This window comes from Pectobacterium aquaticum (assembly GCF_003382565.3).
Classification (GTDB): domain Bacteria; phylum Pseudomonadota; class Gammaproteobacteria; order Enterobacterales; family Enterobacteriaceae; genus Pectobacterium; species Pectobacterium aquaticum.
Map to the genome: position 1 here is coordinate 4,220,865 of NZ_CP086253.1, position 15,063 is coordinate 4,235,927.

16 protein-coding genes are annotated in these 15,063 nt (G+C 41.8%); 12 read left to right on the forward strand and 4 right to left on the reverse strand.

Features of this window, described 5'->3' with window-relative positions:
- Positions 1 to 207 precede the first annotated feature (207 nt).
- The 12 genes from rfaQ to coaD all read left to right on the forward strand — a co-directional run bounded on the left by rfaQ (position 208) and on the right by coaD (position 11,489).
- Positions 208 to 1,278: a lipopolysaccharide core heptosyltransferase RfaQ gene (gene rfaQ / locus DMB82_RS19515; protein ID WP_116162829.1), complete on the forward strand. Its 1,071-nt coding sequence runs from the start codon at positions 208 to 210 to the stop codon at positions 1,276 to 1,278.
- Positions 1,275 to 2,399 carry a glycosyltransferase family 4 protein gene (locus DMB82_RS19520; protein WP_102117008.1) on the forward strand — a complete coding sequence of 375 codons (1,125 nt, stop codon included), beginning with the start codon at positions 1,275 to 1,277 and terminating at the stop codon, positions 2,397 to 2,399. Before rfaQ ends, DMB82_RS19520 begins: the two co-directional genes overlap by 4 nt.
- 74 nt (positions 2,400 to 2,473) lie before the next feature.
- Positions 2,474 to 3,493 (forward strand): lipopolysaccharide 3-alpha-galactosyltransferase, encoded by a 1,020-nt coding sequence (gene waaO / locus DMB82_RS19525; RefSeq protein ID WP_116162831.1) that lies wholly within the window; start codon positions 2,474 to 2,476, stop codon positions 3,491 to 3,493.
- Between the two features lie 52 nt (positions 3,494 to 3,545).
- Positions 3,546 to 4,499, forward strand: coding sequence for an O-fucosyltransferase family protein (locus DMB82_RS19530; RefSeq protein ID WP_116162833.1), 954 nt, complete (start codon positions 3,546 to 3,548; stop codon positions 4,497 to 4,499).
- A gap of 68 nt (positions 4,500 to 4,567) precedes the next feature.
- The gene (locus DMB82_RS19535; protein WP_116162835.1) at positions 4,568 to 5,467 is read left to right on the forward strand and encodes a glycosyltransferase family 2 protein; all 900 of its coding nucleotides are present in this window, start codon (positions 4,568 to 4,570) and stop codon (positions 5,465 to 5,467) included.
- Positions 5,468 to 5,535: 68 nt separating this feature from the next.
- Entirely contained in the window at positions 5,536 to 6,312 is a 777-nt protein-coding gene (locus DMB82_RS19540) for a glycosyltransferase family 2 protein (protein ID WP_116162837.1), read from the forward strand.
- Between the two features lie 114 nt (positions 6,313 to 6,426).
- Positions 6,427 to 6,831 carry a sugar 3,4-ketoisomerase gene (locus tag DMB82_RS19545; RefSeq protein ID WP_039533144.1) on the forward strand — a complete coding sequence of 135 codons (405 nt, stop codon included), beginning with the start codon at positions 6,427 to 6,429 and terminating at the stop codon, positions 6,829 to 6,831.
- Positions 6,831 to 7,295 (forward strand): acyltransferase, encoded by a 465-nt coding sequence (locus DMB82_RS19550; RefSeq protein ID WP_103162619.1) that lies wholly within the window; start codon positions 6,831 to 6,833, stop codon positions 7,293 to 7,295. The genes DMB82_RS19545 and DMB82_RS19550 overlap by 1 nt, the downstream gene beginning before the upstream one ends.
- Complete coding sequence (locus DMB82_RS19555; protein ID WP_103162620.1) at positions 7,288 to 8,388, forward strand: DegT/DnrJ/EryC1/StrS family aminotransferase; 1,101 nt, start codon at positions 7,288 to 7,290, stop codon at positions 8,386 to 8,388. Before DMB82_RS19550 ends, DMB82_RS19555 begins: the two co-directional genes overlap by 8 nt.
- On the forward strand, positions 8,375 to 9,439 hold the full coding sequence (locus DMB82_RS19560; protein ID WP_116162839.1) for a glycosyltransferase family 2 protein: 1,065 nt from the start codon (positions 8,375 to 8,377) through the stop codon (positions 9,437 to 9,439). The genes DMB82_RS19555 and DMB82_RS19560 overlap by 14 nt, the downstream gene beginning before the upstream one ends.
- 244 nt (positions 9,440 to 9,683) lie before the next feature.
- Complete coding sequence (gene waaA, locus DMB82_RS19565; protein ID WP_116156477.1) at positions 9,684 to 10,961, forward strand: lipid IV(A) 3-deoxy-D-manno-octulosonic acid transferase; 1,278 nt, start codon at positions 9,684 to 9,686, stop codon at positions 10,959 to 10,961.
- Between the two features lie 39 nt (positions 10,962 to 11,000).
- Positions 11,001 to 11,489, forward strand: a complete 489-nt coding sequence (gene coaD, locus DMB82_RS19570; protein ID WP_102117017.1) for a pantetheine-phosphate adenylyltransferase — start codon at positions 11,001 to 11,003, stop codon at positions 11,487 to 11,489.
- A gap of 5 nt (positions 11,490 to 11,494) precedes the next feature.
- Here the strand turns inward: coaD and DMB82_RS19575 are convergent, their stop codons facing one another.
- From DMB82_RS19575 to rpmG, 4 genes are all read right to left on the reverse strand, one after another.
- Entirely contained in the window at positions 11,495 to 12,484 is a 990-nt protein-coding gene (locus tag DMB82_RS19575; RefSeq protein ID WP_116162841.1) for a glycosyltransferase, read from the reverse strand.
- A gap of 56 nt (positions 12,485 to 12,540) precedes the next feature.
- Positions 12,541 to 13,350: a bifunctional DNA-formamidopyrimidine glycosylase/DNA-(apurinic or apyrimidinic site) lyase gene (gene mutM / locus DMB82_RS19580; RefSeq protein ID WP_102117019.1), complete on the reverse strand. Its 810-nt coding sequence runs from the start codon at positions 13,348 to 13,350 to the stop codon at positions 12,541 to 12,543.
- Positions 13,351 to 13,375: 25 nt separating this feature from the next.
- Complete coding sequence (locus DMB82_RS19585; protein ID WP_102117020.1) at positions 13,376 to 14,749, reverse strand: DUF6880 family protein; 1,374 nt, start codon at positions 14,747 to 14,749, stop codon at positions 13,376 to 13,378.
- 137 nt (positions 14,750 to 14,886) lie between these two features.
- Entirely contained in the window at positions 14,887 to 15,054 is a 168-nt protein-coding gene (rpmG, locus tag DMB82_RS19590) for a 50S ribosomal protein L33 (RefSeq protein ID WP_002208990.1), read from the reverse strand.
- Positions 15,055 to 15,063: the final 9 nt, after the last annotated feature.

Here is a 15,063-nt window from a genome sequence, read left to right on the forward strand (position 1 = left end):
TAAAGGTAACCTCTGCGCAGCTTTCAAGATGACGGATATAATAGTAATTACTACTGTGAGAGGGGGGTGGGTTTTAGTACCATAGCGGAAAAATTAGCTATCCATGCTGTCACACCACATGGATAGGATCAGCCTTTTGGTCGCTGTTGAGCCAAGGCGGTAGCGTGCCTGTAAAAATTAACCTTTTGATGACATGAAGGAAAACGAGTGAGTCAACGCATCATCCCTTATCACCGGATTCTCGTGGTAAAGCTCAGATATCATGGCGATATGCTGCTGACCACTCCGCTCATCAGCACGCTGAAAGCCAATTACCCTGACGCCAAAATCGATGTATTGCTGTATCAGGATACGATGCCAATTCTCTCCGCCAATCCAGAGATACATCAGCTTTATGGGCTCAAAAGAAAAACGGGCACGCTTTTGGGAAAGATCCGTAATTTCCAAGACGTCAGGCAACAGCTTAAGCAAAACAATTACGATCTGATCGTCAATTTAGCTGACCAATGGCCGATTGCCCTATTGGTAAAATCATTGGGATGTCACAGCATTGCTCTCGATCGGGGCGATAATCTGAAAGGAAAGATTTGGCGTTCATTTTTCAGCACCTGCGTTTCAGCAAGGGGCACGCATATTGTTGAGCAAAATCTTCATCTCCTCACCCCGCTCAACCTGCCGGCGTCAAATACATGCTCGACATTATCACTGCATTATCGTCAGGAAGACGCCCAAAGTATCGCTGATCAACACCCTACACTTTTAACGCAACGCTACGTCGTTATCCAACCCACGACTCGCCAATATTACAAATACTGGGACAACAACAAGTTCGCTCAGGTCATTGACTATCTTAAAACCAAAAATCTGGAAGTCGTTTTGACCTGTGGTCCTTCAGAAGACGATTTAAACGTGGTGCGCGACATTCACTCACAGTGCACGCATAAACCCGATATGACCTTTGCGGGTAAAACGAGTTTTCTGGAACTCGCTGCGTTAATTGACAACGCGGTGTTGTATATCGGTGTAGATTCCGCCCCAATGCATATGGCTGCCGCATTGAATACGCCGCTAGTGTGCCTGTTTGGCCCAACAGACTACAAATTATGGCGCCCGTGGTGCGATCGCTATAAGCAAATTTGGGCAGGTGAATACCAACAGATGCCAGCCCAACAGAATTACGATCAAACGGTCAAATATTTGTCCTGCATTCCTGCACAAGCGGTCATCCAGGCATCAGAACACATGCTGCAAGAGGCGCAGGAAGAGAACACCAAATGAAAATCGCATTCTGCGTCTATAAATACTTTCCTTTCGGTGGGCTACAGCGAGATTTTCTGAGCATTGCAAAAGTCTGCCAGAAACAAGGTCATGATATTCGTGTTTACACGAGTGAATGGCAAGGCGACAAACCTGAAGGGTTCGATATCGTTCTTGTGCCCATATCAGGGCTGAGTAATCATACGCGCCACCGCCGTTTTTCCGACTGGATACAACGTCATTTACAGCAATTTCCTGTCGACCGCGTTGTCGGATTTAGCAAAATGCCGGGACTGGACTTCTACTATGCTGCAGAAGGGTGTACCGCAGAAAAGGCCGTGCAGGAAAAAGGCTTCTTTTATCGACTCACCCCCCGCTACCGTGGTTACGCAGCGCTTGAACGGAACGTGTTCGATAAAAATAGCCACACGCGTATGCTGATGCTGACGCCACGGCAAATCGCCCATTTTCAGAAGCATTACGGCACACAGGATGAACGCTTTTTTATGCTGCCGCCGGGTATTTCGCGGGACAGAAAATACAGCACGCGTTCTCCAGAAACACGTTCACAGTTCCGTCAGCAGCATCATCTGGATGAAAACGGATTTGTTCTATTACAAGTCGGTTCCGACTTCAAACGTAAAGGTGTTGGCCGTAGTCTGAGCGCTATCGCCAGCCTGCCACAGGAACTGCGTCAACGTGTAACGCTGTTGGTTGTCGGCCAGGACGATCCAAAACCGTTTCAACAACAGGCAGAGCAGCTCGGCATCGGCAAACAAATACGCTTCTTCTCTGGCCGAGATGATATTCCTGACTTCATGGCAGCCGCAGACTTGTTACTTCATCCGGCTCATCAGGAAGCCGCTGGCATCGTTTTACTTGAGGCTATCGCGGCTGGATTGCCGATACTCGTCACCGATGCGTGCGGTTATGCTTTTTACATTGAGCGCTCGCAGGCAGGGCAGGTCATCCCCGAGCCTTTTAACCAGACAGCACTGAACCATGCGTTGTCACTCGCACTCAGTCAGCCAGATACGCTTAAACAGTGGGCAGAAAATGCCCGCCATTTTGCTGATACAGAAGATATTTATAGTTTGCCAGAAAAAGCGGCACAGTTGATTACCAGCGCAAACGATCGTTAAACTAACACAGTATATTGCTGCCAAAATAACGCGTTGATTCCCATTTATTTTTAAGAGCCATAACCGAGTTCACTATGTATTTTTCATCGCAAGGTGTTATAAAAAGAAAAGTTTCATTTACTCGCCCCTTAGCGGAAAATTCAGAATCCGATACGCTAAATATCGCTTACGGTATTGATAAAAATTTTATGTTTGGCTGCGCCATTTCAGCAGCATCAATCTTGCTCCACAATCCTGACATAAAATTTTCATTTCATATATTCACTGACTCATTAGGTGATGATGAAGAAGAAAAATTTCAAAACCTCAGCACTCAATATAATGCAGATATTAATCTTTACATTGTCAATTGCGATGAACTGAAATCGCTTCCCAGCACCAAAAACTGGTCTTACGCCACCTATTTTCGCTTTGTGATTGCTGATTTACTTTACCCAGAAATTGAAACGCTTCTTTATATCGATGCTGACATTGTTTGCAAAGGCTCATTGCACGAGCTGTTAGGAATCGAATTCAACAACAACATTGCGGCAGTGGTCGCAGAAGAAGACAAGGTTTGGTGGGAAAAACGAGCAAAGGCGCTTGATGAACCGGGAATCAATGCCGGATATTTTAATGCTGGGTTCTTGTACATCAATCTCGCACAATGGCAAAAAAACGATATTAGTTCACAGGCTATGTCGCTTCTTGCCGATGAGAAAGTAAAGTCAAAAATATCTTATCTTGATCAAGACATATTGAATATCTTGCTTATAGATAAAACAACATGGCTTGATAAAAAATATAACACACAATATAGCATTAATTATGAACTTAGTAAGCCTAAGCCAGTCAACCCTATAAAGGATGACACGGTTATGATTCATTATATCGGGCCGACAAAGCCCTGGCATAAATGGGCTGAAAATTACGCTTGCACGGAGTATTTTCTAGATGCCAAAAGAGCATCACCGTGGAATCATTCTCCCTTACTGCAAGCAAAAACTACGAGTAATATGAGATATTGTGCTAAACATCAATTCCATAGCGATTATATTTTATTAGGCATAATTAGCTATCTTAAATATTTCTATAGAAAAGTCCTGTCAAAATAGAGAGGATTTATAAAAGCCATCAAAAATAAAAATAGAATTAGGTATATACAGAATGAAAGCATTATTTCTAAAAAGAACAGGCGGTGGGTTGAATAATCAAAAAATGATTTTCCTTGCCCTATTAATTGAAGCTATAGAAAAAAACTCCCCCATAGCACTGCCTTATTTCATTAATTTTATCGCTAATAAAAGCAAAAAGAATTTGAAAGATAAAATTTATTTTTCTTATATATATAAATTCTTTCATAGAGATATAGATCTATTCACAGTATTCGATAAGAAATCAATGGATGTTTTCTTCGAAAAGTACAATATAAAAATAAACAACTATATCACTTCTCGATATACAGGAACAAAACTCAATCCTGACAAACTATTTTTCAAAGGCGAATCGATTGTCAACGAATTTATAAAAAACCAGGAATATGAATATAGAGATATAGTGATCGACTTTTTTAAATATCTAACACCTTCTAAATACATGGAAGAAAAGATAGAGTATTTTATTTCGCACGCACGTCCATATGATGCCGTTTGTCAATTACGAATAGAGAGTGATTGGCCGTTAGACATTGAAGACTCCTGGGAGAAAAAACCCAATGAGGTTAACTCAACACCATTGGATCGCTGCAATCACATATTTAGTAAAATAAAAAAAACCTTACCTTCTCTAAAAACACTTTATATTACTTATGATAAAAGTGCTCTAACCTGCTCATTCGAAGATATAGAAAATTTAGCAAGAGATGGATTTGGGTTAAAACTAAAAGAGAAAAATACAACTACCGAGAATGAGTTCAACCCTAAAAATGCATTAGAAGCATCTATCATCGATTTTGAAATTGCAGCACGCAGCGATATATTTATCGGCACGGACATGTCGACATTCACATCAATATCAGCGGTAACTAAATTTTGTAGAGATGGGCATCCACCTAAAGACAGATACTTATATAATTTACCGGGTGAACTTTTGATTTTAGATGATAAAACAATAAATCACTGAAAATTAATTGTATAAATAATATTTCATCGTGAACGATGAAATAGAAAATTAAAAAATAGGTTTTCTGTATGAAGATAAATGCAATTATCGTCACTTACAATACTGAATTAACAAAATCAGAAACTGTAAAATCTATATTTGAATCAAAATCAGATAATATCAAACTAACCATTACCGTATGGAATAATGGTCCAAGATTACTGGATAGTAATGATTTAGAAAAATATAGCGAACAGTGTAAATCATTAAAAATATCTTCTGATATATATCAGGACATTAGGAATGCATCTCTAAGTAAGATATACAACTTCCTGTTAAAAAAAGGAAAGCACGATTTTTTTGTAATTCTAGATCAAGACACAAAGATAAACCCAGACTTTTTCTCTAATATCATTGAAAATAACAATAGTGAAATTATATGCCCTCAAGTATATTTAGAGAATTATAATAACCAGCTTGACACTCCCGTCTATAGAAATACCCTAAAACATGTTCCTTTCGGTAACTTCAACGCTAATAATATATTAACATGTGGCTCTGGGTTAGCGATATCTCACTCTTTATGTGAAAAAACCCTCAACCATTCTGGCTTTATATTTGATGAGCGATACGCCTTTTATTTAGCCGACGACAGTTTTTTGTTAAATATAAACAGATTCGATTATATAAAGGGAACATGCGTTGGCGAAATACATCACAATCTATCAGGATTTGGATGCAATTATAAGGAAATGAAAGAAAGTTCAAAGCTTGAGCATGGATATGCCCTGATATTAAGAAAAACAAATCAAAGAAATAAAAACAACATAATAAAAAACATATTCCATTCAATAAAGTACATTTACAAATCAAAGTGCAATTATACTACTGCATTAAAAATACTTAAATGCGCCTTAACAGGAAAGCACCCTAGATCAAAATATAAGATCGACGAACAGAAAGAAACAACCATGAGCTTCCGTTTCTAAAAAAATCAATATAAATCCACACTGAATTACTTTAATACTCGGTCAATTAAATAACGTTGGAGTCAACAATGCATCATCCTCGTCTCTCTGTTGTATTGATCAGTTTGAATGCAGAGGAAATACTTTCTGACTGTCTTTCATCCGTCGACTGGGCAGACGAGATTATCGTACTAGATTCTGGTAGTCATGATAATACGCAAGCGATCGCGCACCAATACGGTGCAAAATTTTTCGAAAACACGTCATGGCCAGGCTTTGGAAAACAGCGACAACTTGCTCAACAGTATGCTAGTGGCGATTATATACTGATGCTCGATACCGATGAGCGAATCACACCAGATTTACGGCAATCGATTGAAGCGGTATTGAACTCGCCAAAGAAAGATACTGTTTATCGATTTGCCCGCAGTAATTTATTCTTGGGACGATTTATGCACCATAGTGGTTGGTATCCTGACCACGTTATTCGCCTCTATCCTAATAGTTATCATTATAATAACAACGAAGTGCATGAATCCCTTGATTATGGTGCAGCAAAAGTTGTCACTTTACAGGGTGATCTCGAACACCTCACCTGTCGTGATTTCTTTTCTTTTCAAGAAAAGCAGTTGATGTATGCAAAAAGCTGGGCAAAGGAGCGATTTCAGAAAGGAAAACGTTGTAGCTACCCTGCTATTTTTATCCACGCTATTTCTGCATTTATAAAAACGTGGATATTACGTGCAGGTTTTCTCGACGGAAAACAAGGATTATTACTTTCCATCATAAATTTCCAATACACTTTCAACAAATATGCTGGACTTTGGGCACTAAACAACAGCGCAAAGCTAAGAAGTAAAAACTAAATACATCGTAAAAATAACTCACGCATTATTATATAAAAGTTATTCAAAAGACATTGGTACTTTTAATAGAAAAAGAATAAAAGACCTACCTAATAAATGCTCTACGGAGACTATATGAGAATAAATTTTTTACAATTACAAACGCACGGAGATGAACGAGGTTCTCTCGTTGCGTTAGAGAAAGGAAAAAACATTCCATTTGAAATTAAACGCGTATATTACATGTTTAATACTAAAGAAGAAGTCAGAAGAGGATTCCATGCTCACCGGCAGCTAAAACAGGTTGTTATTGCGGTGAGGGGCTCCTGCCGCTTTCTTCTGGATGATGGGGTGGAGAAAATTAGCGTCTTACTAGATAATCCAGCACAAGGACTTCTGATAGAATCATTTATGTGGAGAGAAATGTATGATTTCTCTGATGATTGTGTACTTATGGTATTAGCCGATAGTCTATACGATGAATCTGACTATATCCGGAACTATGATGAATTTATCAGCATGACAAAGAGTGAAAAGTAATGTTTATTCATCCACTAAGCGATGTACAATCAGAGAAAATCAAAAAAAATACCAAAATATGGCAATTCTCAGTTGTTTTAAAAGATGCCACCATAGGCGAAAACTGCAATATTTGTGCGCACACATTTATAGAGAATGATGTTATTATTGGCGATAATGTTACCATCAAATCTGGTGTGTATGTTTGGGACGGGATAAGGATCGAAAACAACGTATTTATTGGTCCAAACGTAACATTCACAAATGATAAAGAACCTCGTTCGAAGGTATATCCAGAACATTTCCCTATAACTACAATTGAAGAAGGTGCATCAATAGGAGCTAACGCAACTATTCTGCCAGGATTAAGATTAGGTAAAAATTGTATGGTCGGTGCTGGTGCCGTGGTTACAAAAGATGTACCAGAAAATGGGCTCGTTATCGGCAACCCAGCAAAATTGGTAAGGATGATTAATCATGGTTAATTTTTTAGATTTGAAAACTATAAACAATAAATACCAAAAAGAATTAAAAGAAGCATGTGCAAGAGTCATCGATTCAGGTTGGTATATTTCCGGGAACGAACTTACACGATTTGAAGAGGAATTCTCTTCTTTCTGTGGAACAAAGTATACCATTGGAGTTGCAAATGGTTTAGATGCACTAATTCTTGTCTTACGAGCCTGGAAAGTTCTAGGGAAATTAAAAGATGGGGACGAGGTAATTGTTCCAGCAAATACTTATATTGCATCCATTTTAGCTATTACAGAAAACAATTTAACCCCAATATTGGTAGAGCCTGATTATAATACGTATAACATTGACATTAATAACATCAAGGCTGCGATTAGCGAGAAAACAAAGGCTATCCTTCCGGTTCATTTATATGGCCAACTGGCTCCGATGGAAGAAATATTAGAACTATCCAGAAATTATAATTTATTAGTTCTTGAGGATAGTGCCCAAGCACATGGCGCAAATATTTCTGGCCGTAAGGCAGGAAACTGGGGAGATGCATCTGGCTTTAGCTTTTATCCTGGTAAAAACCTAGGTGCATTGGGTGACGCAGGGGCAATAACAACAAACAATGTTGAATTAATGGAAACCATTAGAGCCCTTAGGAATTATGGTTCCCACGAAAAATATAAAAATATATATTGTGGTCTAAATAGTCGATTGGATGAAATTCAGGCTGCTATGCTATCAGTTAAGTTAGCATATTTATCACAAGAAACATTACGCCGACAAGAAATTGCCAATATATATTTAAAAGAAATAAAAAACGAAAAAATATCACTTCCATCCGTAAAAAATCAATCGGCCCACGTTTGGCACTTATTTGTCATTCGGTGTCATGAGAGAAAGGAATTTCAAGATTACTTAATAAAAAATGGCGTTCAGACACTCATCCATTATCCTATTCCGCCGCATAAACAAGGTGCCTATAAAGAGTGGTCAACCTTGAATCTCCCCATAACTGAAAGGATTCATAATGAAGTCATGTCGCTACCAATTAGCCCCGTTATGACAGATGAAGAAATCCGAAAAGTAGTAGAGGTAGTGAATGCCTGGAGATAATACTGGTTTATTATCAATATGTTGCCTAGGGTATAATCATGCTGATTTCTTAGCAGAGAATATAAAATCAATTTGTAATATATCCTATCCTAAAATTGAAATTATTGTAGTTGATGACGGATCCCAAGATAACAGTGTGAAGCTTCTACATGGATTATCTAAAAATGTCCCATTCGAGATGAATATTATTGCCCAGAAAAACACCGGCAATATAGGGAAGAATTTTAATAACGCCTATAAAATTGCCAAAGGTGAATTTATAACATTCATCGCTCTGGATGATGTCTATCATCCAAGAACGATGTTAAAGCAACTAGAGGCTATGAATAACTCACCAGAACTGGCATTTGTTGCTTCATCAAAGGCAGTAAGTATTAATAATGCTGGATATATAAATGAGGAATTTCAAGAACTTTCTCTTTACTCTAGAGAAACGGAGAATATTAACGATCTTCTAGAACTTGAATATTCTGAATTTGGTGCATTTTATCTTCAAGGTGCTATATTTAAAAAATCAATAATTGATGCGGTGGGTGGTTTTGATGAAGATATGACTGGAGATGACCTTGTCATTAGAACTAAAATATTTAAATATATTCAGGGCGATTCGCACTACAAATTTTTAATACAAAAAGAAAATTCCTGTTTTTACAGATTGCACGACGGTAACGTACACAAAAACACGCTTAGGCAACTAAAAATAGTTACAGAATATCTTGAGAGATACTGGCCAGAAAAAGAAAACCCAAGAATTTTAATTGATTGGTATTGTGCATATATTTATAATGAGCGATTCGATAATTACATTAAGGCTTTTTCCCTAAACAAAAGAGCATCAAGCTTATTAAAAGAAGATGCTATAATTAGCGAAATAAAAAAGTCAGCAAAAAAAGAATTTAGCACATTTAGAAAAGCCTTAATATTTATTTTTAAAAGAAAAAGACACAACAATGGGGAACGAGAGATAGTGATATTGTCTTTTTTAAAAATAAACTATAAGAAAAAAACGAAGGTGAAAAACCTTACAGTACATTACTCAGAAATAATTTAATGAAAATATAGCCATCATTGATGGCTATAAAAGAGAAACCTCTAAATAGCTTCTCGCATTGATGCTCCACCTATCATTGTGCGGCTCCAGCGCTGGCGGGATGTCATCTTCTGCAAGTGTAGCGCTATTATGAGAAGCTATTTAGTTTCTTGAGCCTTGTTACTCAGGGTAAGGGATCAAACATAGCCTTATCCTCACGAACCCGATAAAATCCCCCCAGCGATAACCGATAACAGTAGATCTTATGTTACAAACTCTCTACACCATCATCCTGTACCTCATCCAACCGTTGATTTGGCTTCGCCTGTGGCTTCGTGGCCGTAAGGCTCCGGCCTATCGTCGACGCTGGGCTGAACGCTACGGCTTTTGTGCAGAGAAGGTTAAACCAGACGGTATCATGCTGCATTCGGTGTCGGTGGGGGAAACGCTGGCCGCCATTCCCTTAGTGAGAGCGCTGCGCCATCGTTACCCCAATCTGCCGATTACAGTCACCACCATGACGCCAACCGGATCCGAGCGTGTGCGTTCAGCGTTTGGCGATACGGTCTACCACGTTTACCTGCCTTATGATTTACCCTGTGCCCTGAAGCGCTTTTTTGACCAGGTTCGTCCGAAAATCGTCATTATTATGGAAACCGAGCTGTGGCCAAATCTGATCGCGGAGCTGCATAAACGCGACATTCCGTTGGTTATTGCGAATGCCCGGCTGTCCGAACGCTCTGCTGCGGGTTACAAAAAGATCGGGAAGCTAATGCGCCATATCTTGCAGCGCATTACCCTCGTCGCTGCACAGAATCAGGAAGATGGTAATCGATTTATCGATCTTGGCCTGAAGCGCTCCAGCCTGAAAGTGACCGGCAGCCTCAAGTTTGATATTTCCGTGACGCCGGAACTGGCGGCTCGCGCCATTACATTACGTCGACAATGGGCGCCACACCGCCCGGTATGGATAGCCACCAGTACACACGAAGGTGAAGAAGCGATCGTTCTGGCCGCTCACCGACAGCTGCTTGCCACCTATCCTGACCTACTCCTCATTCTTGTGCCTCGCCACCCAGAGCGTTTCTCCACCACACAGGCGCTGACAGAAAATCTGGGATTCACCTACACGCTGCGCAGCAGTGGTGAACAGCCTCCTGCAAACACGCAGGTGGTTATCGGGGACACCATGGGCGAGCTGATGCTGTTATACGGCATCGCCGATCTGGCTTTTGTCGGTGGAAGCTTGGTTGAACGAGGCGGACATAATCCGCTAGAAGCGGCAGCGCATGCTATTCCGGTATTGATGGGGCCACACACGTTCAATTTCAAAGACATCTGCAACAAACTCGATCAGGCAGACGGGCTGATTACTGTGACCGATGCAGACTCACTTGGAAAAGAAGTCGGGAAACTGCTCGCTGACGAAGACTATCGTCTTTACTATGGTCGACATGCCGTGGAAGTGTTACACCAAAACCAGGGTGCACTACAGATGCTGCTTACACTACTAGAGCCTTATTTACCCCAGCGCACACAGTAAAGCAGTCGCTACCGAGACAGTAAATGAAGGGCTAACGTGATGACAACCAAAGCGATTTATCCTGGAACGTTCGATCCGCTAACCAATGGTCATTTGGATCTGCTGACGCGTGCATCACGACTGTTCGATCATGTGGTGCTGGCCATCGCTGCCAGCCCGAGCAAGCATACGCTTTTCACATTGGATGAACGCGTCGCGCTGGCAAAGGGTGCAACGCAGCATTTATCGAATGTTGAGGTCATCGGCTTTAGCAACCTGATGGCGCACTTCGCACAACAGCAAAACGCGAATGTTCTTGTGCGTGGTTTGCGAGCCGTTGCCGATTTCGAATATGAACTCCAGCTCGCAAAAATGAATCACCACCTGATGCCTACGCTCGAAAGCGTGTTCCTGATGCCATCAGAAGAGTGGTCGTTTATTTCATCTTCTCTGGTCAAAGAAGTGGCTCGTCACGGCGGTGACGTATCGCACTTCTTACCCGATGCCATCGTTAGTGCCTTGGCGGACAAACTATCAAAGAAGATGTAGGGGAATTATTTTTTCTTTGAATATAAATAAACCGTAAAATAAAAACGTAGGGAATACCAAAAATCATTAAATGTCCTCATTCCCTTGAATAAATTCCCGCCAATACCCGTAGAGATAAATTTTCTAGCTAGCTGTTGCCGGATAGCAGGCGATGATATCTTTTTACGCAAAAGCCCAAATAAATGGCGACTCTCTCGGTTGGCATGACGAGTTAACGCTTTATTTAAAGCAACGTTATCTTTGTTCTGAGCTGCGAGAGAAATCAGCCCCTGCATGATATCAATATAGCTGTTTGCTCTGCGGGATATTTTCTCAACTGATGATGACTTTGTGATCGAATGCGTATTACCAACGCGGTAACCATAACTCATCTTTTCACAAAAACCGACTCGCTTGGCTACCAGCGCTAAATTCGCCGTCCACAGAATGTCTTCATGCATCATATCTGGAATAAAGTTTAACTTATTCAGTGAAATGATATCGCGACGTATAAGCTGCAACCAGGCAAAGTGGCACCATTCGTTATTTCTTACACTACGAATAATCCATTCATCACCGCTGATTACCTCACCCCATGGCTGCTTCGTCTGAATAGGTTCTTTTACTTCTTGTTCCGGGTTTTCATTAAATTTGAAGCCATTACCTATTAATAGATCGAGGCGTTGTTCCTTAGCTTTTTCGAGCCATGTCGCTAGCGTAGCTTTTTCCAACCAGTCATCGCCATCAACAAATGCAATCCACTCTCCATTCGCGTGCCGAATCCCTGTATTTCTCGCTTCCGACAATCCTTTATTTTCCTGGCTTACAATAATCAAATTCGTCGCCGATTTGCCTATCTCATTCAATTTCACAAGGCTGCCATCGGTGGAGCCATCATTGACTGCAATAATTTCAAAAGAGACATTATCCTGAGCAAGCAACGACGAAAAAAGAGGCTTGATAAACTCTTCGCAGTTATATATCGGAACAATGACGCTGATATCCACACAACTCATAATGCCCTCTGAAAATTTTTATATTTAGGCTATAAAACTGAAAAAGAAAAATAGGATTACTTCTGGCAGCGGCGACAGAAAAACGTGCTGCGCTGTCCATGCTTCGCGGTTTCGATCAATGTTCCGCATGTCCGACAAGGTTCGCCGTTGCGACCATAGACTCGCAGCTCCTGCGCGAAATAACCAGGTTTACCATCTGATTGCAAAAAGTCGCGCAGCGTTGTGCCACCCTGCTCAATCGAAAGCTGTAGCACCTGTTTAATCACGCCCACCAATACGGCTACGTCGTTTTCATTTAACGATCCGGCCGCTCTGTCAGGGTGGATTCCAGCCGCAAACAGCGATTCGCTCGCGTAAATATTGCCTACGCCAACGACGACTTTGTTATCCATAATCCATTGTTTGATTGCCGTCCTTTTACCGCGTGAGGCCTGATAGAGATAATCCGCAGAGAATTCCGCCTCTAACGGTTCTGGCCCGAGATGCGCCAATACCGAGCAGGTTTCCAGATTATCCGTCCACAGCCAGGCACCAAAACGCCGAGGATCGGTGTAACGCAGCACCTTACCGCTGTCCATCACCAAATCAACATGGTCGTGCTTCTCCGGCTCGCTATATTCCGGCAACACCCGCAGGCTGCCAGACATGCCGAGATGCACAATAATCCAGCCGCGCGTGAGTTCAATCAGCAGATATTTTGCCCGCCGACGCACACTGAGCACCGGTTCATCGCTCAGCGAGAGAATTTCAGCCGATACCGGCCAGCGCAGGCGCGAGTTCCTCACTTCCGCATAAAGGATGGTATGACCAACGAGATAAGGGGAAATACCCCGACGACTGGTTTCAACCTCTGGTAATTCAGGCATATTCTCTCTCTTGGGAGTCTCTCAATTATTGCAAACGCTGCCAAAATGAATATTTTCGGCCATGCTGCTGCTTAAGCTGTGCCTGATAATCCGTCCACGCCAATAACGGCGCGTAATCCGCGACTTGCGAGTCTAGAGCATCCAATTCGCGATAATAATTTGCAGCATGATCGTAGGCCTTACTCCGGCCAGCAGATAAAATATCGTTGAGTAGCAGACGATAACAAATAACTTCAGCTAAAGGGCATTCCGCATCATGAAATTGATCTGCCCAACCCAACAATACACCGAAGAAGACATTGAGTGACTCCCAATGGGCAAGCAGTTGTGCTGATGCTTGCCCATAATCATTCAGTGCCAACAGCGTATCAATTCTGGACGGAACATCTCCCATCGCCAACGCATGGGTAGCCGCCTGATTCTGTAACGTTTCTCGTTCCGTCTCATCTTGCAAGACGGCGAGCAGTGCTTGTAGCCGACTATAATCAGGACGTTGCTGATAAGCTTCACGCCGTAACGTCAAGAGCGCGTCTTGATCGCCAAGTTGGACATAGGTTTTATCCAGCAATGCCCTGCGCTTTTCTTCGGCATGCCCCTCAAAAGGCTTTGATAACCATTTCAGAGCCGACTGTGCGTCATTGATCGACAGACAGAACTCCACAATGTGGAGCTTTTGCAATTCATTAGGCTTTGGGGAACCCAAGAGGATAGATCGCTCAAATAGGGCAACATCTTGCAGAGCTTGCGCCACCCCAGAAATACCGAGAGTGGCATGCGCAGCACGAAAGTTATATTCATTGTGCGGTGCAGAGGCCAAGGCAGCAGCATATTCACGTTCAAAGTCCTGCGCCAGGTGTCGCAACTCTGGTTCGGTAAGTAACGTGCCACTTTGTGCAATCAAATCATCCCATGCGGCATAATCGTTCTCATCATGCCGTTTTTTTACCTCATCCGGCCAATTCCACGTCTTTCCACCTTGTGCTCGCCACTGGCTTGCGGCTTTAATCCATACCGAAAGCGCCGCCACATACGCCTCACCAATAGCCCCATCGGAATCATCCACGCGCTCATAAACACGAACATGGGTGGACATCAGTGCATCAATCAGTGCAAATGCTTTTTCCGGTGCGTCGTCGATCAGATAGGCGATATCACCAACCAATGCCTCAAGCTCCATAGCAAAGCCATGACTCTGATAATAATCAATAAATCGTTTACCACGAGCAATAGATGCAATACGTTCTTTCAGCGATTTTCCCTGCTTCACCGTATCCTGCCGATACAACAGCGTTTCAATACGCTGGTCTACCTTTGGATCTAAACCATAAATCGCTTCGATCAGAAGTAAGAGCTGCGTCTGTGGTGTCGCTAACAAAAGCTGGTGCAATGTCGAATCCATATTTTCATTACCGGATGGTTGTAGAAGCCAGAGACCAGAAAATTGGCATAATGCAAAAAGGGATACAAGGGGAAGAATTAGAAAATAAGCTCGAAAAAAAACCCGACCAAGGCCGGGTTTTCATCAAGAAGCATAAATTACTTAATTTTAGCTTCTTTGTAGAGTACGTGCTGACGGACAACGGGATCGAATTTCTTCAGTTCCAATTTTTCCGGCTTAGTACGCTTGTTCTTCGTAGTGGTATAGAAGTGACCAGTACCAGCAGAAGAAACCAGCTTGATCTTCTCGCGAACACCCTTAGCCATGATTCAGTT

What these genes read in the sequence shown, in the direction of transcription:
- DMB82_RS19520 (WP_102117008.1), top strand. Translation starts at nt 1,275, where the DNA reads ATGAAAATCGCATTCTGCGTCTATAAATACTTTCCTTTCGGTGGGCTA.
- waaO (WP_116162831.1), top strand. Translation starts at nt 2,474, where the DNA reads ATGTATTTTTCATCGCAAGGTGTTATAAAAAGAAAAGTTTCATTTACT.
- DMB82_RS19530 (WP_116162833.1), top strand. Translation starts at nt 3,546, where the DNA reads ATGAAAGCATTATTTCTAAAAAGAACAGGCGGTGGGTTGAATAATCAA.
- DMB82_RS19535 (WP_116162835.1), top strand. Translation starts at nt 4,568, where the DNA reads ATGAAGATAAATGCAATTATCGTCACTTACAATACTGAATTAACAAAA.
- DMB82_RS19540 (WP_116162837.1), top strand. Translation starts at nt 5,536, where the DNA reads ATGCATCATCCTCGTCTCTCTGTTGTATTGATCAGTTTGAATGCAGAG.
- DMB82_RS19545 (WP_039533144.1), top strand. Translation starts at nt 6,427, where the DNA reads ATGAGAATAAATTTTTTACAATTACAAACGCACGGAGATGAACGAGGT.
- DMB82_RS19550 (WP_103162619.1), top strand. Translation starts at nt 6,831, where the DNA reads ATGTTTATTCATCCACTAAGCGATGTACAATCAGAGAAAATCAAAAAA.
- DMB82_RS19555 (WP_103162620.1), top strand. Translation starts at nt 7,288, where the DNA reads ATGGTTAATTTTTTAGATTTGAAAACTATAAACAATAAATACCAAAAA.
- DMB82_RS19560 (WP_116162839.1), top strand. Translation starts at nt 8,375, where the DNA reads ATGCCTGGAGATAATACTGGTTTATTATCAATATGTTGCCTAGGGTAT.
- waaA (WP_116156477.1), top strand. Translation starts at nt 9,684, where the DNA reads ATGTTACAAACTCTCTACACCATCATCCTGTACCTCATCCAACCGTTG.
- coaD (WP_102117017.1), top strand. Translation starts at nt 11,001, where the DNA reads ATGACAACCAAAGCGATTTATCCTGGAACGTTCGATCCGCTAACCAAT.
- DMB82_RS19575 (WP_116162841.1), bottom strand. Translation starts at nt 12,484, where the DNA reads ATGAGTTGTGTGGATATCAGCGTCATTGTTCCGATATATAACTGCGAA.
- mutM (WP_102117019.1), bottom strand. Translation starts at nt 13,350, where the DNA reads ATGCCTGAATTACCAGAGGTTGAAACCAGTCGTCGGGGTATTTCCCCT.
- DMB82_RS19585 (WP_102117020.1), bottom strand. Translation starts at nt 14,749, where the DNA reads ATGGATTCGACATTGCACCAGCTTTTGTTAGCGACACCACAGACGCAG.
- rpmG (WP_002208990.1), bottom strand. Translation starts at nt 15,054, where the DNA reads ATGGCTAAGGGTGTTCGCGAGAAGATCAAGCTGGTTTCTTCTGCTGGT.